Consider the following 23,582-nt stretch of genomic DNA (forward strand, 5'->3'; position numbering starts at 1 on the left):
GCCCCTCCCGTCCCGCCGCCGCGTGGGGTAGCTTTCACGGCGCTGCGCGGGCGCCAAGGACGAGCCGGGCGCCGGGACCGGGGAGCGGGGAGTGGGTTTGCGCGAGTACTCCAACCCTCCGTTGGCGCTGTCGCCGCCGGTGGGCGGTCTGGCCGACGTCGTCTTCCGGCATGCCGAGACCGATCCGCTGCACGTCGCGCTGGGCCGCAAGGACGAGGCCGGGCAGTGGCGGGACGTGACCGCGGCCGAGTTCCGCGACGAGGTGCTGGCGCTGGCCAAGGGGTTGCTGGCGAGCGGCATCCGGTTCGGCGACCGGGTCGCGATCATGTCCCGTACCCGCTACGAGTGGACGCTGTTCGACTTCGCGCTGTGGACGATCGGCGCCCAGGTGGTGCCGGTGTACCCGACCTCCTCGGCCGAGCAGTGCTTCTGGATGCTGTACGACGCCGAGTGCACGGCGGCGATCGTGGAGCACGAGGACCACGCGATGACGATCGCCACCGTCATCGACCGGCTGCCGAACCTGCGCCGGCTGTACCAGCTGGACGAGGGAGCCGTGCAGGAGCTCTACGACGCGGGCGCCCACCTGGACGACGAAGTGGTGCACCGGCACCGCGAGGCGGTCACCCCGGAGTCGGTGGCCACGATCATCTACACCTCCGGCACCACCGGCCGCCCCAAGGGCTGTGTGATCTCGCACGGCAACTTCATGTACGAGGCGGACACGGTCATCGGGCGCTGGGAGCCGGTGTTCCACTCCAAGAAGGGCGACGAGGCGGCGACGCTGCTGTTCCTGCCGCTGGCGCACGTCTTCGGGCGGATGGTGCAGGTCGCGGCGATCCGCGGCAAGGTCCGCTTCGGTCACCAGCCGCAGCTGAACGCGGCCGCGCTGCTGCCTGACCTGCAGGCGTTCCGGCCGACGTTCATCCTGGCCGTGCCGTACATCTTCGAGAAGGTGTTCAACGCGGCGCGGCGCAAGGCGGAGAAGGACGGCAGGGCGGCGCCGTTCGAGAAGGCCGTCGAGGTGGCGGTGAAGTACGCCGAGGCGGTGGAGGCGAAGGCGTGGGGCATCGGGCCCGGGCCTTCGGCGGGGCTGCGCATGCAGCACCAGTTCTTCGACAAGCTGGTGTACGCGAAGGTGCGCGCGGCGATGGGCGGCCGGATCCGCAACGCCATGTCCGGCGGCTCGGCCATGGACCGCCGGATGGGCCTGTTCTTCGCGGGCGCCGGTGTGCAGATCTACGAGGGATACGGCCTGACCGAGTCGACGGCCGCGGCCACCGCGAACCCGCCCGAGCGCACCCGGTACGGCACGGTGGGGCAGCCCATCCCGGGCGTGACCGTGCACATAGCCGACGACGGCGAGATCTGGCTGCGCGGCGGCAACGTCTTCCAGGGCTACCTCAACAACCCCAAGGCGACCGACCAGACCCTGCACGACGGCTGGCTGGCCACCGGCGACCTCGGCTCGCTGGACGAGGACGGCTACCTCACCATCACCGGCCGCAAGAAGGAGATCCTGGTCACCTCGGGCGGCAAGAGCGTCTCGCCGGGGGTGCTGGAGGAGCGGGTGCGCGAGCATCCGCTGGTGAACCAGTGCATCGTCGTCGGCAACGACCGCCCGTTCATCGCCGCCCTGGTCACCCTCGACCAGGAGGCCGTCGAGCACTGGCTGCAGATGCGCAACAAGCCCCGCCTCACCGCGTCGGAGCTGGTGCGCGACGCCGATCTGGAGACCGAGGTGCGCCGCGCGGTCGTGGCGGCCAACACGCTGGTCTCGCAGGCGGAGTCGATCCGCACCTTCCGCATCCTCGCCCAGCCCTTCACCGAGGAGCACGGCCTGCTCACGCCGTCGCTGAAACTGAAGCGCAAGGCGATCGAGAACACCTACGCCCGTGAGGTGGAGGCGCTCTACCAGGTGTGAGCCGTCGCACGGCAGGCGACGGATTTCGCCGTCAGGAATGCATCGCGGCCGGTGATCGTTGACGATATGCGGAACACCTGACGGACAACCGAAGGATCAAGAGCTCGTGAGCAGCAAGGTCCCCCCGATCACCCTCAACAACGGCGTCGAGATGCCCCAGCTGGGCTTCGGCGTCTGGCAGGTGCCGGACGACGAGGCGGAGCGGGCGGTCGCCACCGCCCTGGAGGCCGGGTACCGCAGCATCGACACGGCGGCGATCTACGGCAACGAGGAGGGCACCGGCAAGGCCATCGCCGCCTCCGGTCTGCCCCGCGAGGACATCTTCGTCACCACCAAGCTCTGGAACAGCGAGCAGGGCCACGACTCGACGCTGCGCGCGTTCGACACCTCGCTCGCCAAGCTCGGCCTGGACTACGTGGACCTGTACCTGATCCACTGGCCGCTGCCGTCCAAGGACGCCTACGTCGACACCTACAAGGCGTTCGAGAAGCTGCACGCCGACGGCCGCGTCCGCGCGATCGGTGTCTCCAACTTCCTGGAGCCCCACCTGGACCGGCTCATCGCGGAGACCTCGGTCATCCCGGCGGTCAACCAGATCGAGCTGCACCCGCACCTCCAGCAGCGCGCCGCCCGCGAGTACCACGCCGAGCAGGGCATCGCCACGGAGGCCTGGTCGCCGCTCGGCTCGGGCAAGGGCATCCTGGAGATCCCGGCGATCGTCGCGATCGCCCAGAAGCACGGCCGCACCCCCGCCCAGGTGGTGCTGCGCTGGCACCTCCAGCTCGGCAACGTCGTGATCCCGAAGTCCGTGACGCCGTCGCGGATCAAGGAGAACATCGAGGTGTTCGACTTCAGCCTGGACGACGAGGACCTCGCCGCGATCAGCGCGCTCAACGAAGACCGGCGGCTGGGCCCGGACCCGGCGACGTTCGACGTGGTCTGAGCGACACTCCGTCCCGACGTCACCTCGTCTCGCGTCACCCCGTCCGAGGATCATTCCTCCCGATCGTCACCCGATCACCACGCCGCTCCGGGACCCGCCGTCCCGGGGCGGCGTGGCGTATCCCCGGGGACCGGGCATCGGGGTGCTAGCGTCCGGGACTCGTGCACTCGTTCCCCGCAACGCGTACCCGCCCCCGCCGTCTCGCCCTCGGTGCGGCCGCGGCAGCCGTCCTCGCCGCCGGTGTCCTCCCGGCGCTCGCCGGCCGCGGTTCCGGCGCGGCCTTCGCCCACGAGGGCTACGTCCCCGCCGCCGATCTGCTCGCCAAGGTGCGCTCCTGCGCGCAGGTGTCGCACGGCTTGTACCGCACCGACCAGGACAAGGCCCCCAGCGTCCCGGTGTGCGCGGCGAAGGGCGCGGTGTTCTTCACCGCCGACATGGACATCGACTGCGACGGCCGCCCCAGCGCCCGGTGCAGCGGGGCCACCGACCACTCGTTCCAGGACGACACCGCCTTCCACCAGTCCAACGGCAAGCCACTGCGCGCCGACCGGCTGCCGTTCGTCGTCGTCCCCGGCGCGAGCGACATCTGGGACTACCGCGCGTCGGGCGTGCGGGGCGGTGGCGTGGCGGCGGTCGTCCACGACGACCAGGTCGAGTACGCGGTCGTCGGCGACGTGGGCCCCAAGCAGATCATCGGGGAGGCGTCGTACGCCACCGCCAAGGCCCTGGGCCTCGACCCCGACCCGGAACACGGCTGCACCGACGCCCCGGTGACATACATCCTGTTCACGGACTCCCAGGTCACGCCCCTCGAGAGCCACCGCGCGGCGGTGACTCTCGGCGAGCGGCTGGCCCGGGAGTTCCTGCAGAGCAACTGACGCGGGGGCGTCGTCACACGGGCTGCCCGATGGGCCGTACGACGACGGTGTTGACGTCGACCCCGGCCGGCCGGCGGATCGCCCAGACGACCGAGTCGGCGATCTGCTCGGCGGTCAGCAGACGGCCGGGCGGCAGGCTGCCGTAGGAGTCCCAGAACGGCGTCTCCACCCGGCCCGGCGCCACCAGCGTCACACCGACGCCGTACTCGGTGACCTGGCGCCGGGTGTTCTCGGCGAGCCCGGTCACCGCCCACTTCGTCGCCCCGTACAGGTTGCCCGGGCCGTTGACGAACCCGGCGACGCTGCCGACCAGCACGATCCTGCCCCGGGTCTCCTTCAGCGCGTCGACGGACGCCCGGATCAGCAGCGCCGGCCCGAGCACGTTGGTCAGCACCATCTCCGGCCAGCCCGCCGGATCGCCCTCGGCGACCGTGTCGTGGGTGGCGAAACCGGCGTTGGCGACGACGGTGTCGAGGCGGCCGTACGCCTTCAGCGTGCGCGCGACGGCGTCCTGGACGTCGGCGTACTCGGCGGCGCTGCCGGTGACCGTGAGCAGCCCCTCCGGCTCGCCGAGCCCGGCGGCGAAGTCCCGCAACCGCTGCTCACCGCGTCCGGTGACGGTCACCCGCCACCCGTCGTCCAGCAGCCGCCGCGCGACGGCCGCGCCGATGCCGCTGCCGCCGCCGGTGATGAGTGCGACCGGAGAGTCGGTCATGACAAGCCCCCTGAGAAGTCGTTCGTCGTGAACGAGCGGGAGTTCATCAGTTGGAGCGCACTCGATGTCAAGGACGGCCGGTCAGTACGGCCTGACCGCCGTGTGGACGGTGTGCGCGGCGAGGACGAACACGTCCTGGCGGTGGTGGACGCTCGCCGGGTCACCGGGGTCGAGGAGGCGGTCCAGGGTGGCACGGTCCTCGGCGTCCAGACCGTCGCCGACCGTTTCCCGCAGCCGGCCGAGGGCGGTGACGACATGGGCGCGGGCCCGGTCGGGCACGGGGGCCGGGACGTCGAGCAGGAAGGTGCGGGTGCGGGTGTGCTTCAGGCCGGCCGCGGTGAGCAGCGCCGGCCAGTCCTCGGTCACGGCGACGCTGCCGGGCAGCTCGGCGCGCATGCGGGCGAAGCGGTCCTCCTGCAGCGCGTCGAGCCGCGCCTGCAGACCCGGGCGGCCGAAGCCGATGTCGCGGGGCAGGTGGCGGGCCGGCAGCCCGCCCTCCAGCAGGGCCAGCGTGCCGCCGGGTGCCAGCCGCTCGGCGAAGGCGGCGAGGGCGGCGCGCTGGTCGCCGAGGTGGTGCAGGCTGCGGCTGGCCCACAGCAGGTCGGCGGGGTAGTCGAGGTCGTCCAGGGCCTCGGGCAGGTCCCCGGCCAGGGTGGCGAAGCGGTCGGCGACGCCGGTGCGCTCGGCGCGGGCCTGGGCGCGCTCGAGCAGCGGCGCGGAGCCGTCCGCGGCCAGCACGCGGGCGCCCGGGAACGCCTCGGCGAACAGGCACGACACCACGCCGGGCCCGCTGCCCGCGTCGACGATCAGCCCCGGCTCGGTCACCTCCTTCCCCAGCCAGGCCAGCGCGCGCTCGTACAGGGGCGTGAACAGCTCGGCCTCGGACTCCAGATATGCCGCCATCTCGGCCCAGTCGATGTCGGCGCCGTGGTCGTGGCCGTGGCCGTGCGGGTGGTCATGGTGGTGCTCGTGTGCCATGGTGGTCAGCCTCTCCTCCGGATGCCGCCAGCGTGCGCCGACGCACCGCGCGGCGGCCAGCGCTGTTGCCGGGACGGCAAAAATGAGGTGCGGGCGCGGACCGGTGAAGCCCACCATGACGCGGTGGACGACGAGATGCTGACACGGTTCCTGCGGGACGGGTTCGTGAAGATCGACGGAGCCGTCCCGCCGCGGGTCGCGCGGGACTGCGCGCGGCTGCTGTGGCGGGAGACGGGCTACGAGCCCGACGACCCGGGCACCTGGAAGGACCCGGTGGTGTGGGTGGGCGGGATGGCCCAGGGCCCGTTCGCCGCCGCGGCCAACACCCATGTGCTGCACGAGGCGTTCGACCTGCTGGTGGGGGTGGGCCGCTGGCAGCCCCGGTACTCGCTCGGCACCTTCCCGCTGCGCTTCCCGCACCCGGAGGAGCCGGCCGACGCCGGCTGGCACATCGAGGCGAGCTACCTGCCCGAGGGGGCCGAGCACTACCGCACCAATCTGCTCTCGCAGGACCGGGCGCTGCTGATGCTGTTCCTGTTCAGCGAGGTCACCGAGGCGGACGCGCCGACCCGGATCAGGGTCGGCTCGCACCTCGACGTGCCGGCCGTCCTGCAGCCGTACGGCGAGGCCGGCGCCTCCTTCCTGGAACTGGGCCCGAAAGTGGACGCGGCCTCGGCGCACCGCCCGGTGGCGTACGCGACCGGGCGGCCGGGGGACGTCTATCTGTGCCATCCGTTCCTGGTGCACGCCGCCCAGCCGCACCACGGGACGCGGCCCCGGTTCCTGGCGCAGCCGCCGCTGCACCCGGCGGAGCCGGTGACGCTCCAGCGGCCGGACGGCGACTACTCGGCCGTCGAGTTCGCGATCCGCCGGGGCCTGGGCGAAGAGTCCTGACCCCGGCGGTCGCACTCGGGGCCGGCTCCCCACGGCCGGCCCCGAGCGGTCACTCACCGCGCTACGGCAGCGGCGGGTAGGCGTTCTGCATCAGCTGCTGGAACTGTGCGGAGAACCAGTGCCCGGCCAGCGGCGCGTTCGGCAGCGCGCCCGAGGGGTTGTTGCCGTTGCGCGCGTTGCCTCCGTAGGTCGGGTCGCACATCCGGTCGAAGCCCTTGCCCTCGTCGTTGGAGACGGCGGAGCTGGACCCGTCGGACTCCCCCGGCGGCTTGACCCAGACGTAGGCGTCGATCCCGGCGGCGGGCGCCGCGGTGGGCCGTTCGCCGAGGCCGGCACCGCTCTGGTTGCACCAGTTGCCGACGTGGATGCGCCGGTCGGTGCGGCTGCCGTTGACGTAGTCGTCGACGGAGGTCAGCGGGCCGGGACCGGCCGGGCGGGCGGTGCCGCCCCAGCCGTTGCGGGAGGTGTCGATCAGCATGCCGAGGTTGCTGTTGAACCCGGCCGCGACGAGCTTGTCGCGCAGCCCCTGGGCGAAGGACTGCTCGTCCACGTACTGGTTCCAGTCGACCCACTTCGACTGGCGCACGGTCTGCCCGTTGACGCTGTCGGTGACCTTGAAGTACGGCTCCTTGGTGGGGCTGTAGTTGGCGGTGTTGACGATGAACCCGGTCACGTCGTTCACGCTCGCGCCGTTGGAGGTCGCCGTCCGGTAGAACTCCTGCACGGAGGGGCCGATGTTGGTGTCCCAGCCGAGCCAGCCGTGGTGACCCGCGTCGATGTAGTTGTAGACGTTCGGGATGGCGCCGAGCTTGTCCAGCGCGTAGCCGACGCCCTTCTCGTAATTGCCGTTCGACTTCATGGTCACGCAGGCGTCGGTGGTGGTGTTGGTGCCGCCGGCGTTGGTGACCAGGTTGGGCAGGGAGTCGGGTTCGATGACGGTGGCGATCCGCAGGCCCGCGTACTTCGCGTCGGACAGGATCGAGGCGATGGGGTCGATGTACTGGGTCTTGTACTTGTCGATGTCGTTCGGGCCGAGTTCGCCGTTGGAGGCGAGGGCGGCGCAGTCCCGGCCGGGCAGGTCGTAGATGACCAGCTGGACGACGAGGTCCCCGGATCCCTTCTGCTTCAGCGCCTCGTCGAGGTGAGCGCGCAGGCCCATGCCGCCGTTCACGCCGTTGATGGCGGCGATCCGGTCCAGCCAGACGTAGGTGGGCTGGTTGGCGACACGGCTGCCACCCGGTTCGGCCGCGGCCAGCGACGACCACTCGGGGTTGACGTACACCTTGGCGCCGGCGTAGGGGTTGTCGGCCTTGCCCGACGGGTCGGTGGGGGTGGGCGTCGGGGTGGTCGGGTCGGGGGTCGGCGTGCCGCCTGTGCCGTCGACGTTGCAGGTGACGCCGTCGAGGGTGAAGGTGGCGGGAACCGCGTTGGTGCCGCTGTAGGAGGCCTGGAAGCCGAAGCTCGCCGAACCGCCGGTGGGCAGCGAGCCGTTGTAGGACTCGTTGGCGGCGGTGACGGCGGTGCCGGACTGGGTGACCTTCGCGTTCCAGGCGTTGCCGATCTTCTGGTTGCCGGCGTAGGTCCACTTCAGCGACCAGCCCGACTTGGCGGCGCCGTTGTTGGTGACGGTGACGGCGGCGGTGAAGCCGGTGTCCCACTGGTTCTGCACGGTGTAGCCGACGGTGCAGGCGGGAGCGGCGGCCGCGGCCCCGGCGGGCACGGCCGTCAGCGCGGCCGCTCCGGACCCGGCGGTCAGCGCAAGGGCGGCGATCAGGGACAGTCTCGTACGACTCATGGCTGCGGGTTTCCTTGTCGGTAGCGGGTGTTACGGGTTGAGGGCGCGCAGATGGTCACGCAGCCCGGTGCCGTAAGCGGTGGGGGTGCCGTCGTAGGCGGAGATGAGCGAGGGACCCGAAGAGCAGTCCCAGGTGTTCCAGGTCCAGCCGAGGTAGGACAGGCCGCGGTCGTCGAACCACTTCATGACCCGGTCGACGAAGGAGTGGGCGCAGGTGTTCTCGCCGATCTCCCCGCCGATCAGGGGGACTTGGGCGGCGACCGGGGCGAGTGTGGAGTCCCAGCAGCTCTCACTGGAGCAGGTGTTGAAGTTGTACACGTGGTACGCGGCGGCCAGATTGCCCGCCGGGTCGGCGGGTTTGTACGTCAGCCACTGGCTCAGGTCGTTGGAGTAGGCCAGGCCGCCCAGCATGATCACGTTCTTGGCGCCGGTGGCGCGCACCGCGTCGACCAGGTCCTGCATGCCGGCGACCTGGTAGCCGATCCCCGGGCAGGTGCCGCCGTCCCGCCAGCACTGCCAGGCCTGGGCGATGGTGGACGTGGCACGGTCCGGGTAGGGCTCGTTGAACAGGTCGAGGACGACGGCCGGGTCGTCCTTGAAGGTGCTCGCGACCGACGACCAGAACGACGGTGAGTACTGCGCGTCCGGCATCGGCTTCTGGCAGGTGGCGTGCACGTCGGAGCAGCCCGCCGAGTTGCCGGTGTACTGCCCGTACGTCCAGTGCAGTTCGACGATCGGCGTCATGCCGTGCGCCTTGACCCGGCCCACCAGCTCCTTGACGGCGCTGATGTAGTTGGCGCCCGCGTACTCCGGCTTGACGTTGGCCAGGCCGAGCCAGCACTCCTCGTTGAGGGGGATGCGCACGGCGTCGGCCTTCCAGTCGGCGATCGCCTTGATCGCGGCGTCGTCGACCGGGCCGTCCCAGATGCCGTAGCCCTGGACGCACATGAACTCGCCGCCGGAGCGGTTCACGCCGAGCAGCCGGCGCGCCCTGCCGTCGGCGTCGACGAGCTTGTTGCCCTGGACGTGCAGGGCGGGTGCGCCGCCCCCGGAGGGCGGCGGGTCGGTGGGGCCCGGGTCGGTCGGGCCCGGGGTGGGTTCCGTGTCGACGTTGCAGGCGGTGCCGTTGAGCTTGAAGCCGGCCGGTACGGCGTTGGTGCCGGAGAACCAGCCGAGGAAGCCGGCGCTGACGCTCGCGCCGGTGGCGAGCGAACCGTTCCAGCTCTTGTTGGCCGCGGTGACGGTCGTGCCGGACTGGGACCACTCGGCGTTCCAGCCCTGGGTGACCTTCTGGGTACCGGGGAAGTCGAAGGTGAGCCGCCAACTGCTCAGCGCGGCCGTGTTGTTGGTGATCTTCACGGCGCCCTGGAAGCCGGTGTCCCACTGGCCGGTGACGGAGTACTCCACCGTGCACGCGGGCGCGGCGGCCTGTGCCGTGACGACCGGCACGAGCGCGGTGGTGAGCAGGGCGATCGCGCCGCCGACGGCTAAAAGTGCTGAACGCGGGGGGTGTCTCATCGAGCGACTCCTTGCAGTTCGGGCACGTGCTGGCACACGCGCCGACTGGTGGAACCGCTCCCACTGGTGCGATGGAAGGTAGCGGGAAGTGACGGAGAAGACCAGAGGGGTCACGGGACTTTTCGAAAGGCGGGCCGTCGAACTTTTTCGACTCTTCAAGTCTCTTGACCCTCCGTCAGCCCATCCCCACTATGGGAGCGCTCCCACTGGTTCAAGCCTTGACTTCTCCCGAGCCCGTACACCCCGAGCCGCAAGGAGGAACCAGCACCATGCATCCCCCACCCCGACGCGGACGCAGAGCCGTACGGCGACTGTGGACCGCCGCCGCCGCGGCCTTGGCACTGCCCTTGTCGATGCTGGCGAGCGGCGCGACGACCGCGCACGCTGCCGCACTCCAGTGCAGCGTCGACTACAAGACCAACGACTGGGGCTCCGGCTTCACCGCGGACCTGACGCTCACCAACCGTGGCACCGAGGCCCTCGACGGCTGGACCCTGACGTACAGCTACTCCGGCAACCAGAAGCTGACGAACGGCTGGAACGGCACCTGGAGCCAGTCCGGCCAGACGGTCACCGTCAAGAACGCCTCGTACAACGGCATGATCGCCGCCGGCGCGGGGACCAGCACCGGCGCGCAGTTCACCTACAGCGGCACCAACACCGCGCCGACGTCGTTCGCGGTCAACGGCACACCCTGCACCGGCGCGCACCAGCCACCGGTCGCCGTGCTGACCAGCCCGGCGGCGGGCGCTGTCTACACGCAAGGGGACGCCGTCCCCCTCGCGGCGACCGCGGCCGCGGCGGACAACGCATCCATCGGCAAGGTGGAGTTCTACGACGACACCACGCTGCTGGGCACGGACACGACCGCGCCGTACACGCTCTCCGCCTCCGGCTTGACCGTGGGCAGTCATTCCCTGGTGGCGAAGGCGTACGACAGCCTGGGCGCGTCGGCGTCCTCCACGCCCGTCGGCATCACGGTCGCCGCGGGACCCTCCGTGGTCGCCTCCACCCAGCAGCTGGCGGTGCAGCAGGGCAAGACGGCCTCCTACGAACTGAAGCTGTCGACGCAGCCCAGCTCGAACGTCACGGTCACCACCGCGCGGGCGAGCGGCAACAGCGGCCTGAGCGTCTCCGGCGGCGCCTCGCTCACCTTCACCCCGGCCAACTGGTCCACGCCGCAGAAGGTGACGGTCACCGCGGACGCCTCCGGGACCGGCGCGGCGACCTTCGAGTCCACCGCCCCCGGGCTGGCGAAGGCGTCGGTGACGGTCACGCAGATCGCCGCGGCCAAGGAGTACGACGCCCGCTTCCTGGACCTGTACGGGAAGATCACCAACCCGGCGAACGGCTACTTCTCGCCCGAGGGCATCCCCTACCACTCGGTCGAGACGCTGATCGTGGAAGCCCCCGACCAGGGCCACGAGACGACGTCCGAGGCGTACAGCTACCTGCTGTGGCTCCAGGCGATGTACGGCAAGGTGACGGGCGACTGGTCGAAGTTCAACGGCGCGTGGGACCTCATGGAGAAGTACATGATCCCCACCCACGCCGACCAGCCGACCAACTCCTTCTACAACGCGTCCAAGCCGGCCACCTACGCGCCCGAGTACGACACCCCCGACGAGTACCCGGCGAAGCTGGACACCTCGGTGCCGGTGGGCTCGGACCCGATCGCCGGGGAGCTGAAGAGCGCCTACGGCACGGACGACGTGTACGGCATGCACTGGATCCAGGACGTCGACAACGTCTACGGCTACGGCAACGAGCCCGGCACGTGCGAGGCCGGACCGGCGGCCACCGGCCCGTCGTACATCAACACCTTCCAGCGCGGCCCGCAGGAGTCCGTGTGGGAGACCGTCCCGCAGCCCACCTGCGACGCCTTCAAGTACGGCGGCAAGAACGGCTACCTGGACCTGTTCACCGGCGACTCCTCCTACGCCAAGCAGTGGAAGTACACCGACGCCCCGGACGCCGACGCGCGTGCGGTGCAGGCCGCCTACTGGGCGGACGTGTGGGCCAAGCAGCAGGGCAAGGGCACGGCGGTGTCCGGCACGGTCGCCAAGGCCGCCAAGATGGGCGACTACCTGCGCTACGCGATGTACGACAAGTACTTCAAGAAGATCGGCAACTGCGTCGGTCCGTCCGCCTGCCCGGCCGGCAGCGGCAAGGACGCCTCGCACTACCTGCTGTCCTGGTACTACGCGTGGGGCGGCGCCACCGACACCTCGGCCGGCTGGGCCTGGCGCATCGGCTCCAGCCATGTGCACGGCGGCTACCAGAACCCGCTCGCCGCGTACGCGCTCAGCTCCTACGCCGACCTGAAGCCCAAGTCGGCCACGGGCGCGGGCGACTGGGCCAAGTCCCTCGACCGGCAGCTGGAGTTCTACCGCTGGCTGCAGTCCTCGGAGGGCGGTATCGCGGGCGGCGCGACCAACAGCTGGGCGGGCCGGTACGCCACCCCGCCGGCCGGCACGCCGACCTTCTACGGCATGTACTACGACCCGGCGCCCGTCTACCACGACCCGCCGTCCAACCAGTGGTTCGGGTTCCAGGCGTGGTCGATGGAGCGCGTCGCCGAGTACTACCAGCAGACGGGCAGCACGGCCGCGAAGACGGTCCTCGACAAATGGGTGAAGTGGGCGCTGTCCAAGACCACGGTCAACCCGGACGGCACGTACCTCATCCCCTCCACGCTCCAGTGGACCGGGCAGCCGGACACCTGGAACGCGTCGAGTCCCGGCGCCAACACGGGACTGCACGTCACCGTCACCGACTACACCGACGACGTCGGTGTGGCCGCCGCCTACGCCAAGACCCTGACGTACTACGCCGCCAAGTCCGGTGACACACAGGCGAAGGCGACGGCGAAGGCGCTGCTCGACGGCATGTGGACGAACTACCGGGACGCGCTCGGTGTGGCCGTTCCGGAGACCCGCGCCGACTACAGCCGGTTCGACGACAGCGTGTACGTGCCGAGCGGCTGGAGCGGCACGATGCCGAACGGCGACAGGATCGACTCCGCGTCGACGTTCGCCTCCCTGCGGTCCTTCTACAAGAACGACCCGGCCTGGTCGAAGGTCGAGGCCTATCTGAAGGGCGGCGCGGCGCCCGTGTTCACGTACCACCGGTTCTGGGCCCAGGCGGACATCGCACTCGCCATGGGTTCGTACGCGGAGCTCCTCGAATAGTCCCCGCTCTCCGCGTACACGCCGGGCGGCCCCGACCTCCCTGGGGCCGCCCGGTTCTCTCACGCCCTCCTTCACCGACGAGGAAGGACCCCACCGTGCGAAGAACCCGTATCTGGACGGCCGTAGTGGCGCTGGCCGCCGGGCTGCTGGCCGGGGCCCCGCCCGCGCTCGCCGCCGACGCGCCGACGGCGGAGGCCGCCTACACCTGGAAGAACGTCCGCGTGGACGGCGGCGGCTTCGTGCCCGGCATCGTCTTCAACCGCTCGGAGAAGAACCTCGCCTACGCCCGTACCGACATCGGCGGTGCCTACCGCTGGCAGCAGTCGACGAAGACGTGGACACCGCTGCTGGACTCGGTCGGCTGGGACGACTGGGGCCACACCGGCGTCGTCAGCCTCGCCTCCGACTCCGTCGACCCGGACAAGGTGTACGCCGCGGTCGGCACGTACACCAACGGCTGGGACCCCGGCAACGGGGCCGTGCTGCGCTCCGCCGACCGGGGCGCGACCTGGAAGAAGACCGACCTGCCGTACAAGCTCGGCGGCAACATGCCGGGCCGCGGCATGGGCGAGCGCCTCGCGATCGACCCGCACCGCAACAGTGTGCTCTACCTCGGCGCGCCCGGCGGCAAGGGCCTGTGGCGCTCCACGGACTCGGGCGTCACCTGGTCGCAGGTGACGAACTTCCCCAACGCCGGTAACTACCAGCAGGACCCGGGCGACACCTCGGGATACACGAGCGACAACCAGGGCATCGTCTGGGTCACCTTCGACGAGTCGACCGGCACCGCCGGCAACGCCACGAAGACGATCTACGTGGGCGTGGCCGACAAGGACAACGCGGTGTACCGGTCGGCGGACGCGGGCGCGACCTGGCAGCGGCTGGCCGGGCAGCCCACCGGTCACCTGGCGCACAAGGGCGTCCTGGACGCGGTCGACGGCTACCTCTACCTCGCCTACAGCGACAAGGGCGGCCCGTACGACGGCGGCAAGGGACAGCTGTGGCGGTACGCGACCGCGACCGGCACCTGGACCGACATCAGCCCCGTCGCCGAGGCCGACACCTTCTACGGCTTCAGCGGGCTCACCGTGGACCGGCAGCACCCGGGAACGGTGATGGCGACCGCGTACAGCTCCTGGTGGCCGGACACACAGATCTTCCGCTCGACGGACAGCGGCGCGCACTGGACCACGGCGTGGGACTACACGTCGTACCCGGACCGCGAGAACCGCTACACCATGGACGTGTCCTCCGCCCCCTGGCTGACCTGGGGCGCGAACCCCTCCCCGCCCGAGCAGAGCCCCAAGCTCGGCTGGATGACCGAGGCGCTGGAGATCGACCCGTTCGACTCCGACCGCATGATGTACGGCACCGGAGCGACGATCTACGGCACCGAGGACCTGACGAAGTGGGACAGCGGGACGAAGTTCGCCCTCCGGCCCATGGTGCAGGGCCTGGAGGAGACCGCGGTCAACGACCTCGCCGCTCCCCCGTCCGGCGGCGCCCAGCTGTTCAGCGCCCTCGGTGACATCGGCGGGTTCCGGCACACGGACCTGACGAAGGTGCCGTCGATGATGTACACCGCGCCGAACTTCACGACCACCACCAGCCTCGACTTCGCCGAGACGAACCCCGACACGGTGGTGCGGGTCGGCGACCTCGACTCCGGTCCGCACATCGCCTTCTCCACGGACAACGGGGCCACCTGGTCCGGCGGCACCGACCCGTCGGGGGTGAGCGGCGGCGGCACGGTGGCCGCCGCGGCGGACGGCAGCCGGTTCGTGTGGAGCCCGCAGGGCACCGGCGTGCAGCACTCGACGGGCTTCGGCACGTCGTGGTCGGCGTCGGCCGGCCTCCCGGCGGGCGCGGTCGTCGAGTCCGACCGGGTCGATCCGAAGAGCTTCTACGGCTTCAAGTCCGGCCGCTTCTACGTCAGTTCCGATGGCGGAGCGACCTTCACCGCGTCCCCCGCGACGGGCCTGCCCAGCGGTGACAGCGTGCGCTTCAAGGCGCTGCCCGGCACCAAGGGCGACATCTGGCTGGCCGGTGGGGCGAGCGACGGCGCGTACGGACTGTGGCACTCCACCGACGGCGGCGCGACCTTCACGAAGCTGAGCGGTGTGGAACAGGCCGACACCGTCGGCTTCGGCAAGGCGGCGCCGGGAGCGTCGTACCAGACCCTCTACACCAGCGCGAAGATCGGCGGGGTGCGCGGCATCTTCCGCTCCACGGACAAGGGCGCGAGCTGGACGCGGATCAACGACGACGCCCACCAGTGGGGCTGGACGGGCGCGGCCATCACGGGCGATCCGCGGGTGTACGGCCGGGTGTACGTCTCCACCAACGGCCGGGGCATCGTCTACGGCGACGTCTCCGGCACCGGGGGCGGTACGGATCCGGCTCCCGCGGGCGGGTGCGCGGTGACGTACCGGATCACCAACCAGTGGTCGGGCGGCTTCCAGGCCGACGTACAGCTGACCAACAGCGGGACGACCACCTGGAACGGCTGGTCGCTCGGCTGGGCCTTCGACGACGGCCAGCAGATCACCCAGCTGTGGAACGCCGACCACACCCAGTCCGGCGCGTCCGTGACCGCGAAGAACACCGCCTGGAACGGAACGGTCGCGGCAGGCTCGTCCGTGAGCTTCGGCTTCACGGGCAGCTGGTCGGGGCGGAACACGGCACCGACGGTGTTCCAACTGGGCGGCCTGAGCTGCGGCTTGAGGTGAGCGAGGGGGGCGCGCAGGCGGCCGGACTCGTCGCCGGGAGATGCCACGCTTCTCCGGACTCGTGCGCCCCGCCGCGCGCTCTTGTGGACGCGCTCGACTCCCCCGACCTTGGTGCGTAGGTGTAGTTGCTTCACGACGACGGGAGAAATCTTTGCGGCGTTGGTGGAACGACACGGCAGGCCGGCTGTCGGTGGCGCTGGCGGTGCTTTTCGAGCGGTTGGCAGGACGGGAGGCCACGCGGCGGGTCCGGTTGCGGCGGAACGAGGCGCTGCGGCGGGCGCACCAGCGCGGTGTGCCGGTGGAGGTGCTGGCGGCGCGACTGGGCCTGACGCCGGCGTGGGTTCGATCTGTGATCCGCAACCCGGAGAAGGCCGCACTCGAAGAAGCGGCGTAGCGCGGGAGGCGGTTCGAACAAGAAGCCCCCGACCGGCGTCACCCGGCGGTCGGGGGCTTCTGGGCTCCGGCTGAGAATGCGCTCAGGCACCTCGGCGCGTCGGCCTTCGAGTTGCGGATTCCTCGGTGGCCCCTTGGTGCGCGGGCCCTCTCACGGCGCGTAGACGGCCGGCCGCGGCGGCGTCGGCATGCCGTTGCCGAGGAAGAAGCTCGGGTGCGGCGGCTGGTTGTACGCGGTGTTCTGCCACGCCAGGCCCGTGCGGTACTGGGTGTCGTGCAGCAGGGTGGTGATGCGGGTGGCCGTCGGGTAAGGGGTGGAGTAGATCCGCAGGGCCGTGTTGTCGGCGGTCGGCCAGACGACCTCCTCGCGCCAGTCGCCGAGGATGTCCCCGGACAGGGACGGCGTGGCCTTCGTGCCGTTGTTCGCGCGCACCGACGCGCCGGTCAGCAGGCGGGTGTCGGCGGAGGTGCCGTACTTGTCGACGTGGGTGCCGTCGAGGAGTTCGCGGACCGGGTCGCCGTCCCACCAGGACAGGAAGTTGGCGGAACCCGGTTTGCGGCTCGCCACCACCGCGCCCCGGGGATCGCGGAGCCCGCTCTCGGCGGACGACCAGGACTCGGCGCCCGCGCTGCCGGCCCAGATGTCGTCGGAGACGCCGCGGCCGTTGTCACCGTTGGGCGGGGTGGACCACAGGATCTGGCCGGTGCGGGCGTCCGCCATCCAGGACGAGGGCTTCGAGCCGTCCTCGTCGACCTTGAACTCCTCCAGGCCCGGCCGGGACGGGTCGAGGTCGCCGACGTGCATCGCGTCGCCATGGCCGTTCCTCGTGGTCCACAGGCCGGCGCCGTTGTCGTCGACCGCCATCGAGCCGTAGACGATCTCGTCGCGGCCGTCGCCGTCGACGTCCGCCACGGACAGCTGGTGGTTGCCCTGCCCGTCGTAGCCCTTGCCGCTGTTGGTTGAGGAGGCGGTGTCGAAGGTCCAGCGGCGGGTGAAGGCACCGCCCCGCCAGTCCCAGGCGGTGATGACGGTGCGGGTGTAGTAGCCGCGCGCCGTGATCAGGGAGGGCCGGGAGCCGTCGAGATAGGCGGTGCCGGCCAGGAAGCGGTCGACGCGGTTGCCGTAGGAGTCGCCCCAGGAGGACACCGTGCCGCGGGCGGGCACATAGTCCACGGACTGCAGGGCCCGGCCCGTCCGGCCGTCGAACATGGTCAGATACTCGGGGCCGGACAGCACATGGCCGGAAGGATTGCGGTAGTCGGCCGCGGGGTCGCCGACGACCGTGCCGGTGCCGTCCTTCGTGCCGTCGGCGGTCTTCATGGCGACCTCGGCGCGTCCGTCGCCGTCGTAGTCGTACACCTGGAACTGCGTGTAATGCGCGCCGGAGCGGATGTTGCGGCCCAGGTCGACGCGCCACAGGCGGGTGCCGTCCAGCTTCACCGCGTCGACGATCGTGGTGCCGGTGTAGCCGGACTGCGAGTTGTCCTTGGCGTCGGTGGGCTGCCACTTGAGGACGAAGTCGAGGACGCCGTCGCCGTCGAGGTCGCCGACGGAGGCGTCGTTGGCCTCGTAGGTGTAGGCCACTTTGTCGGGGGTGGTGCCGCCCGGCGGCGGGGAGAGCGGCACGTCCTTGTAGCCGGTGCGGAACTGGATCGCGTGCACGGCCTCGCCGGTCTCGGCGCCGTTCACGACGGGCCGGACGACGTAGTCGGCGGAGGATTCGGCACCGGAGTGGAACCAGTTCGTGGCCGTGACCGGTGACGCGGTGAGCTTGGTGGCGCCGCGGTAGACGTTGAACGCCACGCCGTCCGGGTCGGTGCCCAGCCAGCGCCAGCTGACCAGGTTGCCGCCGGCGGTGTGGACGCTGACCACACCGCGGTCCAGCTTCTCGACCTGCCGCGCGGTGGCGGCCCGGGCCTCGCCCGAGGCGACCGAGGTGAGGGCGGCGCCGGAGAGCGCGGCCGTGGCGGTCAGCGCGGCCAGGACGGCGGCGGTACGGCGTCTGCGGTGCCGGGTGCGCGAGTGCGGGTGCGGGTGGCCCATACGGCCCTCCTACGGGGGGAGCGGACAGGTGGCACCCGCTGGTCGCCGCCGGCGAAGGGAAGGTTGCCGGGTCTACGCCGGCTTGCGGAACGCGCGCAGCGTGAACTCCGGGTCAGGGCGGGGCCGGTCCTGGTCCGGCAGCTCGGCCAGCCGGGCCGCGTAGCGCTCGGTGAGCGGCCGTCCGGGCGGCAGCGTGACGAACCAGCCGCGACGCAGGTCGGCGATCGTACGCCGCGGACTACGGCCCTGACCGCGTCCGGTGAACCGGGCCCGGCCTGCCGGGACCAGACCGTGCTCGACGGCGTACTTCTCGACCTGGTCGGAGGCGTCGCGGGCCTCGCTGGGCGGCCGGGAGGCGAGGACGGCGTCGATGTCGCTGCCCACGTTGTGCGCGGCGGCCTTGTCGACCGTGGTGACGTACACGCCGCCGGGTGCGAGGACCCGGGCGCACTCGGCGACGACGGCGCGCACGTCCTCGGGTGTGTCCAGCAGGTGCAGCAGCCATACGCCGGCGACCGCGTCGAACGCGGCGCGCGCGAAGGGCAGGCGCCGCGTGTCGGCGCGTATGACGGCACCCGGCAGACGGGCGGCCGCGTGCCGGGTCATGGTGTGCGCCAGGTCGGCGCCGATGACGGCGAGGTCCGGGCGGGCGGCGGACAGCCGGCGTGTGACGATGCCGGTGCCGCAGGCGACGTCGAGCATCCGGCGCGCGGTCGGCGGTACGAGACTCAGCACGGCGTCCGCCGCCGCGGCCGCCCGGGGTTCGCCGCCGCGCAGGGCGTCGTAGCGCTCCGCTTCCTTGTCGTAGTCCAGCACCACCCGCTCCCCCCTCGTCCGCGTGTGTGCCGGTCAGTCGGCCCCGTGGCCTGCGGCCAGGTCCTGGACGCGGCGCGCCAGCTCGAAGTCGAGCGCGGTGACCGCGCCGCCGGCGCTGTGTGTGCTCACCGTGAGGGAGACGGTGTTGTAGCCGAGGGTCAGGTCGGAGTGGTGGTTCAGCTCGTCCTGCACCTGGGCGATGTGGATGACCATCGCGGTCGCCGCGAAGTGGGAGGCCAGCCGGTAGGAGCGGGCGAGGCGGTCCCCGTCGAGGGACCAGCCGGGCAGCTCCGCCAGCCGGTCCTCGATCTCCTTCTGCGACAGCGGTTCGACGGCCATGCCTCGCTCCCTTCAGCTGTGTCGCGTACGCGTCCAGCCTGCCACAACGCGGCGCGGCGAGCGCCGGTCGACGCGGTGCGTCCGGCGAACTCCACCGCGCAGCCGAGTGCGTCCCCGAGCGCCCCGCCCCGGCGGACCTCGGCTACCGTCGTCCCCATGACCCCTGTCGCCTCCGGCACCACCGTCTCCCCCAGCGCCCCCGCCGGCCAGGGCATCGGCCCGCTGCTGCGGGCCTGGCGGGTACGGCGGCGGATCAGTCAGCTGGAGCTGGCGCTGCGCGCAGACTCCTCCGCCCGGCACATCTCCTTCGTCGAGACCGGCCGCTCCAAGCCGAGCGAGGAGATGGTGCTGCGGCTGGCGGAGCACTTGGAGGTGCCGGTGCGCGAGCGCAACGCGCTGCTGCTGGCGGCCGGTTACGCGCCCCGCTACCCGGAGACCGCGCTGGACGATCCGGCGCTGGACGCGCTGTGGGACGGCATGGAGCGGCTGATCCGCGGCTACGAGCCGTACCCGGCGCTGGTGCTGGACGGGCTGTACCGGGTGCGGGCGGCGAACCGGGGTGTCGCGATGTTCTTGGAGGGCGTGCCGGAGTGGCTGCTGCAACCCCCGCTGAACGCGATGCGGTTGACGCTGCACCCCGAGGGCATGGCGCCGCGCATCCGGAACCTGCGGGAGTGGCGCGGGCATCTGCTGGAGCAGATGCAGCGGCAGATCGCCCTGCAGCGCTCCGAGGAACTGCGCGCGCTGTACGAGGAGGTGGCGGCCTACCCGGTGCCGCGAGAGGCGCCGGACAGCGAACCCGAGGAGCCCTACCCGTATTTCGCGCTGCCGTTGCGCTTCGAGCACGAGGGCCGGGTGCTGTCGTTCATCTCGTCGATCTCCACCTTCAACACGCCGATGGACGTCACGGTCGCCGAGCTGGCCATCGAGACGTTCCTGCCGGCCGACCCGGCGACCGTGAAGTACCTGCACTCGCTGGGGACCTGACCGGCAAAACCCCGCACCTGGCGGCCCGTCGGCGTCTCGCGCGTGACAGACTGGCCGGTGTGCTTCGGCTGCTTCGGCGCGTAGGGGAGGCGTGGGGTGAGTGAGCGGCGGCCCGCGCCCACGGTGGGCCAGGTGGTGCTCGGCAGGCGGTTGCAGGAGCTGCGGGAGGCGGCCGGTCTCGAACGCGAGGAGGCCGCGCAAGTGCTGCGGGTGGCCCCGGCGACCGTGCGGCGGATGGAGACGGCCGAGGTCGCGCTGAAGATCCCGTATGTGCAGGTGCTGCTGCAGACGTACGGCGTCGGTGCGACGGAGGTCACCGAGTTCGTGGCGCTGGCCGAGGAGGCCAACCGGCCCGGCTGGTGGCAGCGCTTCCACGATGTGCTGCCGGACTGGTTCAGCCTGTTCGTCAGCCTGGAGGGTGCGGCGCGGCTGATGCGCTCCTACGAGCCGCACTTCGTGCCGGGCCTGCTGCAGACGGAGGGCTACGCGCGTGCCGTGCTGGAGTCCGGCACGATCGGGCGGCGCAGCCCTCAGGCCACGGAGCGGCATGTGACGCTGCGCATGGAGCGGCAGCGGCTGCTGGAGAGCCCGGACGCCCCCCGTCTGTGGGTGGTCATGGACGAGACGGTGCTGCTGCGCCCGGTCGGCCACGACCCGGCGGTCATGCGGGAGCAATGGGAGAAGCTGCTGGAGTTCGGCGAGCGCGACAAGGTCACGCTGCAGGTCGCCGAGTTCGCCTCCGGCCCGCACCCGGGGGCGTACGCGCCGTTCTCCCTGTTCCGCTTCGCGGAGCCGGAGCTGCCCGACATGGTGGTCTCCGAGTACCTCAGCGGCGCGCTGTACCTGGACTCCCGCTCGGAGGTGTCGGTGCATCTGGAGGTGCTCGACCATCTGACGACGCACGCCGCGTCGGCCGAGCGCACGAAGAAGATCCTCACGCACCACCGTGACCGACTGAGCTAGGAGAGCCCCGAGCATGACCGGATCCGACACCGCGGCGTCCCGCATCGACACCAGCCGCCCGCACCCGGCCCGGGTGTACGACTGGTGGCTGGGCGGCAAGGACAACTACCCGGTGGACGAGGAACTGGCCCGCCGGATCCTCGCCGTCGACGGCACCGTGGTGCGCGGCGCCCGCGCCAATCGCCGGTTCATGCACCGGGCCGTGCGCGCGGTGGCCGAGGCGGGCGTCCGCCAGTTCCTGGACATCGGCACCGGCATCCCGACCGAGCCCAACCTGCACCAGGTCGCGCAGGGCGTGGCTCCGGAGGCGAAGGTGGTGTACGCGGACAATGACCCGATCGTGCTGCGGCACGCCGAGGCGCTGCTGCGCGGCACGGCGGAGGGCTCCACGGACTATGTGCACGCCGACGTCCGCGACGTGGACACCCTGCTCGCCCGGGCCGCCGAGTCGCTGGACCTGGACCGGCCGGTCGCGCTGTCGCTGGTCGCCCTCACCCACTACCTGAGCGCGGACCCCGCCGGGGACGACGTCCACGGCCTGGTCAAGCGGTACGTCGACGCGCTCCCCCCGGGCAGCCATCTGATCCTGTCCCAGGTCACCCCGGACCTGAACCCGGAGGCGATCGAGAAGGCCGCCGAGAACTTCCGGCGCAGCGGCACCCCGTTCTTCCCGCGCCCGCTCGCCGAGTTCTCCCGATTCTTCGACGGGCTGGAGCTGCTGGGCCCGGGGGTGATCCCGGTGACCGGCTGGCGCCCGGAGCCGGTGGACGTGGCCGCCCAGGCGGAGGGCATCGTCCCGGTGTACGCGGGGGTCGCCCGCAAGCCCTGACGGATGCGCCCGCGCCGCCTGCCTCCCGCGGGCCCCTGCTCGCCGTACCGGTCCCGCTGACCCGTACGGATGCGCTGAACAGGTGCCTCTTGCCGCCCGCCCCTAGCGTCGAGCCTGACGGTGAGCGAGAAAGGGCCTGTGACCGACACGCGGATACCGCCCACCGAGCCGGGCGCGGCCCTGCTGCGCGCCGGCCGGTTCTTCCGGCCGGCGGTACACGGCGTTCACGCTGAACACCGAGCACCTGCTGCGCCGTAGGCAGACCGCGGACGACGAAGCCGAGGTGGCCGACCCGAAGGAGGCACCCTGATGCCCTCGGACGCCGTGCTGTACCAGGCGGCCGCGCTCTGCCTGACCTATCCCGACGACGACCTGTTCGCCCGGCTGCCGCTGCTGCGCGAGGCGGCCCCGCAGCTGCGCGCGTTCACCGACCACGCGGCCGTCACCGAACCGCGGGAGCTGGCCGCGCACTACGTGCAGGTCTTCGACCCGAAGAACCGGCACAGCCTGTACCTCAGCTGGTGGCACGACGGCGACACGCGGCGCCGCTGGATGTCGCTGGTCCGCTTCAAGGAGCAGTACCGCGCGCACGGTCTGGAGTTCACCGACGAGGAGCTGCCTGACTTCCTGCCCGCGGTGCTGGAGTTCACCGCCCGCACCGGTGACACCGGCCTGCTGACCGAGTACCGCGACGCTCTGGAGCAGCTCCGGACCCGGCTGACCGCCTTCGGCACCCCGTACGCGGCCGTCCTGGACGCCGTGTGCGCCGCACTGCCGCCCTCCCGCACCGAGGTCCGCCGATGACCACCCTGCTCCGGGGCGCCCTGCCCTGCATCGCGTTCGTCCTGCTGCTGGCCGGCCTGCTCTGACGCCACCGCCACGACAGGTTCCGGCCGGACCACCCGCTCCTCGCAGGTGTACGAGTCGCGGCTGCTGAACATCGCCTCGCCGGCCTTCCACTACGGCATCCTGTTCGTCCTCGGGCCGGACACCTGGCCAGCCCGAGGACAGCCGCGAAATGACCCGGCGGCGTGCGGTCGGGCCGCTCGTCGAGCGGGGCGGAAAAGCCGGCGCGGACCGTCCCCCGGAAGTCGGGGGACGGTCCGCGTGGTGTACCGGGTGCGGGCGCGGACTCAGGCGAGCTTGGCGTCCAGCGTCATCGGTACGGCCTTCAGGGCCTGGCTGACCGGGCAGTTGGCCTTGGCGTCCTGCGCGGCGGCGACGAAGGCGTCGTTGTCGATGCCGGGGACGGTGCCCTCGACGGTGAGGTGGATGCCGGTGATCCCCTCACCGGGCTGGAAGGTGACGTCGGCCGAGGTGACGAGCTTGGTGGGCGCGTTGCCGGCCCCGGCCAGAGCGTGCGACAGAGCCATGGAGAAGCAGCTGGAGTGGGCGGCGGCGATCAGCTCCTCCGGGCTGGTCTTGCCGTTCGCCTGCTCGGCGCGCGACGGCCACGACACCGGCTGCTGACCGATGCCGGAGGAGTCGAAGGTGACGACACCGTTGCCCTCGAGCAGGTTGCCTTCCCAGACGGTGTGTGCGGAACGCGTGGTGGCCACGTTTGCTTCCTTTCACGTGTGGTCCCGCCCAAGCGGGGTTCCCTAAGCCTCCATCCGATCACATTTCAGCACTCCGCACGCACAGGA

19 protein-coding genes and 1 pseudogene are annotated in these 23,582 nt (G+C 71.4%); 12 read left to right on the top strand and 8 right to left on the bottom strand.

Annotation, left to right across the window (positions count from 1 at the left end):
• The first annotated feature begins 97 nt into the window (after positions 1–97).
• From ACF1GV_RS08235 to ACF1GV_RS08245, 3 genes are all read left to right on the top strand, one after another.
• Complete coding sequence (locus tag ACF1GV_RS08235) at positions 98–1,924, top strand: AMP-dependent synthetase/ligase (protein WP_391679626.1); 1,827 nt, start codon at positions 98–100, stop codon at positions 1,922–1,924.
• A gap of 106 nt (positions 1,925–2,030) precedes the next feature.
• On the top strand, positions 2,031–2,867 hold the full coding sequence (locus ACF1GV_RS08240; protein ID WP_391679143.1) for an aldo/keto reductase: 837 nt from the start codon (positions 2,031–2,033) through the stop codon (positions 2,865–2,867).
• Between the two features lie 161 nt (positions 2,868–3,028).
• Positions 3,029–3,745: a glycoside hydrolase family 75 protein gene (locus ACF1GV_RS08245; RefSeq protein ID WP_391679145.1), complete on the top strand. Its 717-nt coding sequence runs from the start codon at positions 3,029–3,031 to the stop codon at positions 3,743–3,745.
• 13 nt (positions 3,746–3,758) lie between these two features.
• Here ACF1GV_RS08245 and ACF1GV_RS08250 read toward each other — a convergent pair whose 3' ends face one another.
• Both ACF1GV_RS08250 and ACF1GV_RS08255 read right to left on the bottom strand, forming a co-directional pair.
• Positions 3,759–4,460: an SDR family oxidoreductase gene (locus ACF1GV_RS08250; RefSeq protein WP_391679147.1), complete on the bottom strand. Its 702-nt coding sequence runs from the start codon at positions 4,458–4,460 to the stop codon at positions 3,759–3,761.
• Positions 4,461–4,541: 81 nt separating this feature from the next.
• Positions 4,542–5,438, bottom strand: coding sequence for a class I SAM-dependent methyltransferase (locus ACF1GV_RS08255; protein WP_391679148.1), 897 nt, complete (start codon positions 5,436–5,438; stop codon positions 4,542–4,544).
• A gap of 135 nt (positions 5,439–5,573) precedes the next feature.
• On the opposite strand from ACF1GV_RS08255, the gene ACF1GV_RS08260 reads away from it, so the two are divergent.
• A complete protein-coding gene (locus ACF1GV_RS08260) occupies positions 5,574–6,332 on the top strand; it encodes a phytanoyl-CoA dioxygenase family protein (protein WP_391679628.1) in 759 nt (252 codons plus the stop codon).
• A gap of 61 nt (positions 6,333–6,393) precedes the next feature.
• On the opposite strand, the gene ACF1GV_RS08265 is transcribed toward ACF1GV_RS08260, so the two are convergent.
• A complete protein-coding gene (locus tag ACF1GV_RS08265) occupies positions 6,394–8,127 on the bottom strand; it encodes a glycoside hydrolase family 6 protein (RefSeq protein WP_391679150.1) in 1,734 nt (577 codons plus the stop codon).
• Positions 8,128–8,157: 30 nt separating this feature from the next.
• Positions 8,158–9,645, bottom strand: a complete 1,488-nt coding sequence (locus tag ACF1GV_RS08270; RefSeq protein WP_391679152.1) for a cellulase family glycosylhydrolase — start codon at positions 9,643–9,645, stop codon at positions 8,158–8,160.
• Between the two features lie 269 nt (positions 9,646–9,914).
• On the opposite strand from ACF1GV_RS08270, the gene ACF1GV_RS08275 reads away from it, so the two are divergent.
• The 3 genes from ACF1GV_RS08275 (at position 9,915) to ACF1GV_RS08285 (ending at position 15,959) form a co-directional block, all read left to right on the top strand.
• Complete coding sequence (locus ACF1GV_RS08275; RefSeq protein WP_391679154.1) at positions 9,915–12,836, top strand: glycoside hydrolase family 48 protein; 2,922 nt, start codon at positions 9,915–9,917, stop codon at positions 12,834–12,836.
• Positions 12,837–12,931: 95 nt separating this feature from the next.
• Positions 12,932–15,565, top strand: a complete 2,634-nt coding sequence (locus ACF1GV_RS08280) for a cellulose binding domain-containing protein (protein WP_391679156.1) — start codon at positions 12,932–12,934, stop codon at positions 15,563–15,565.
• Between the two features lie 151 nt (positions 15,566–15,716).
• On the top strand, positions 15,717–15,959 hold the full coding sequence (locus tag ACF1GV_RS08285; RefSeq protein ID WP_391679158.1) for a hypothetical protein: 243 nt from the start codon (positions 15,717–15,719) through the stop codon (positions 15,957–15,959).
• Between the two features lie 150 nt (positions 15,960–16,109).
• Here the strand turns inward: ACF1GV_RS08285 and ACF1GV_RS08290 are convergent, their stop codons facing one another.
• From ACF1GV_RS08290 to ACF1GV_RS08300, 3 genes are all read right to left on the bottom strand, one after another.
• Complete coding sequence (locus tag ACF1GV_RS08290; protein ID WP_391679159.1) at positions 16,110–18,002, bottom strand: rhamnogalacturonan lyase; 1,893 nt, start codon at positions 18,000–18,002, stop codon at positions 16,110–16,112.
• Positions 18,003–18,074: 72 nt separating this feature from the next.
• A complete protein-coding gene (locus ACF1GV_RS08295) occupies positions 18,075–18,818 on the bottom strand; it encodes a class I SAM-dependent methyltransferase (RefSeq protein ID WP_391679161.1) in 744 nt (247 codons plus the stop codon).
• Positions 18,819–18,851: 33 nt separating this feature from the next.
• Positions 18,852–19,157: a 4a-hydroxytetrahydrobiopterin dehydratase gene (locus tag ACF1GV_RS08300; protein WP_363261896.1), complete on the bottom strand. Its 306-nt coding sequence runs from the start codon at positions 19,155–19,157 to the stop codon at positions 18,852–18,854.
• Between the two features lie 156 nt (positions 19,158–19,313).
• Between ACF1GV_RS08300 and ACF1GV_RS08305 the strand changes: the two genes are divergently transcribed.
• From ACF1GV_RS08305 to ACF1GV_RS08325, 5 genes and pseudogenes are all read left to right on the top strand, one after another.
• Positions 19,314–20,144: a helix-turn-helix domain-containing protein gene (locus ACF1GV_RS08305; RefSeq protein ID WP_391679164.1), complete on the top strand. Its 831-nt coding sequence runs from the start codon at positions 19,314–19,316 to the stop codon at positions 20,142–20,144.
• A 96-nt stretch (positions 20,145–20,240) separates the two neighbouring features.
• On the top strand, positions 20,241–21,107 hold the full coding sequence (locus ACF1GV_RS08310) for a helix-turn-helix domain-containing protein (RefSeq protein ID WP_391679166.1): 867 nt from the start codon (positions 20,241–20,243) through the stop codon (positions 21,105–21,107).
• A 13-nt stretch (positions 21,108–21,120) separates the two neighbouring features.
• Entirely contained in the window at positions 21,121–21,936 is an 816-nt protein-coding gene (locus tag ACF1GV_RS08315) for an SAM-dependent methyltransferase (RefSeq protein WP_391679167.1), read from the top strand.
• 309 nt (positions 21,937–22,245) lie between these two features.
• Positions 22,246–22,740 (top strand): nitrate reductase molybdenum cofactor assembly chaperone, encoded by a 495-nt coding sequence (narJ, locus tag ACF1GV_RS08320; protein ID WP_391679169.1) that lies wholly within the window; start codon positions 22,246–22,248, stop codon positions 22,738–22,740.
• Positions 22,737–22,917, top strand: a pseudogene (locus ACF1GV_RS08325) (respiratory nitrate reductase subunit gamma); the annotation flags it as partial. The gene narJ and the pseudogene ACF1GV_RS08325, both read left to right, overlap by 4 nt.
• Positions 22,918–23,069: 152 nt before the next feature.
• Here ACF1GV_RS08325 and ACF1GV_RS08330 read toward each other — a convergent pair.
• A complete protein-coding gene (locus ACF1GV_RS08330; protein ID WP_363261900.1) occupies positions 23,070–23,495 on the bottom strand; it encodes an OsmC family protein in 426 nt (141 codons plus the stop codon).
• Between the last annotated feature and the right edge of the window lie 87 nt (positions 23,496–23,582).

This window comes from Streptomyces sp. NPDC014006, assembly GCF_043088925.1.
In the GTDB taxonomy this organism is placed as follows: Bacteria; Actinomycetota; Actinomycetes; order Streptomycetales; family Streptomycetaceae; genus Streptomyces.

What these genes read in the sequence shown, in the direction of transcription:
- narJ (WP_391679169.1), top strand. Translation starts at nt 22,246, where the DNA reads ATGCCCTCGGACGCCGTGCTGTACCAGGCGGCCGCGCTCTGCCTGACC.
- ACF1GV_RS08270 (WP_391679152.1), bottom strand. Translation starts at nt 9,645, where the DNA reads ATGAGACACCCCCCGCGTTCAGCACTTTTAGCCGTCGGCGGCGCGATC.
- ACF1GV_RS08300 (WP_363261896.1), bottom strand. Translation starts at nt 19,157, where the DNA reads ATGGCCGTCGAACCGCTGTCGCAGAAGGAGATCGAGGACCGGCTGGCG.
- ACF1GV_RS08305 (WP_391679164.1), top strand. Translation starts at nt 19,314, where the DNA reads ATGACCCCTGTCGCCTCCGGCACCACCGTCTCCCCCAGCGCCCCCGCC.
- ACF1GV_RS08255 (WP_391679148.1), bottom strand. Translation starts at nt 5,438, where the DNA reads ATGGCACACGAGCACCACCATGACCACCCGCACGGCCACGGCCACGAC.
- ACF1GV_RS08260 (WP_391679628.1), top strand. Translation starts at nt 5,574, where the DNA reads ATGCTGACACGGTTCCTGCGGGACGGGTTCGTGAAGATCGACGGAGCC.
- ACF1GV_RS08315 (WP_391679167.1), top strand. Translation starts at nt 21,121, where the DNA reads ATGACCGGATCCGACACCGCGGCGTCCCGCATCGACACCAGCCGCCCG.
- ACF1GV_RS08265 (WP_391679150.1), bottom strand. Translation starts at nt 8,127, where the DNA reads ATGAGTCGTACGAGACTGTCCCTGATCGCCGCCCTTGCGCTGACCGCC.
- ACF1GV_RS08250 (WP_391679147.1), bottom strand. Translation starts at nt 4,460, where the DNA reads ATGACCGACTCTCCGGTCGCACTCATCACCGGCGGCGGCAGCGGCATC.
- ACF1GV_RS08290 (WP_391679159.1), bottom strand. Translation starts at nt 18,002, where the DNA reads ATGGGCCACCCGCACCCGCACTCGCGCACCCGGCACCGCAGACGCCGT.
- ACF1GV_RS08275 (WP_391679154.1), top strand. Translation starts at nt 9,915, where the DNA reads ATGCATCCCCCACCCCGACGCGGACGCAGAGCCGTACGGCGACTGTGG.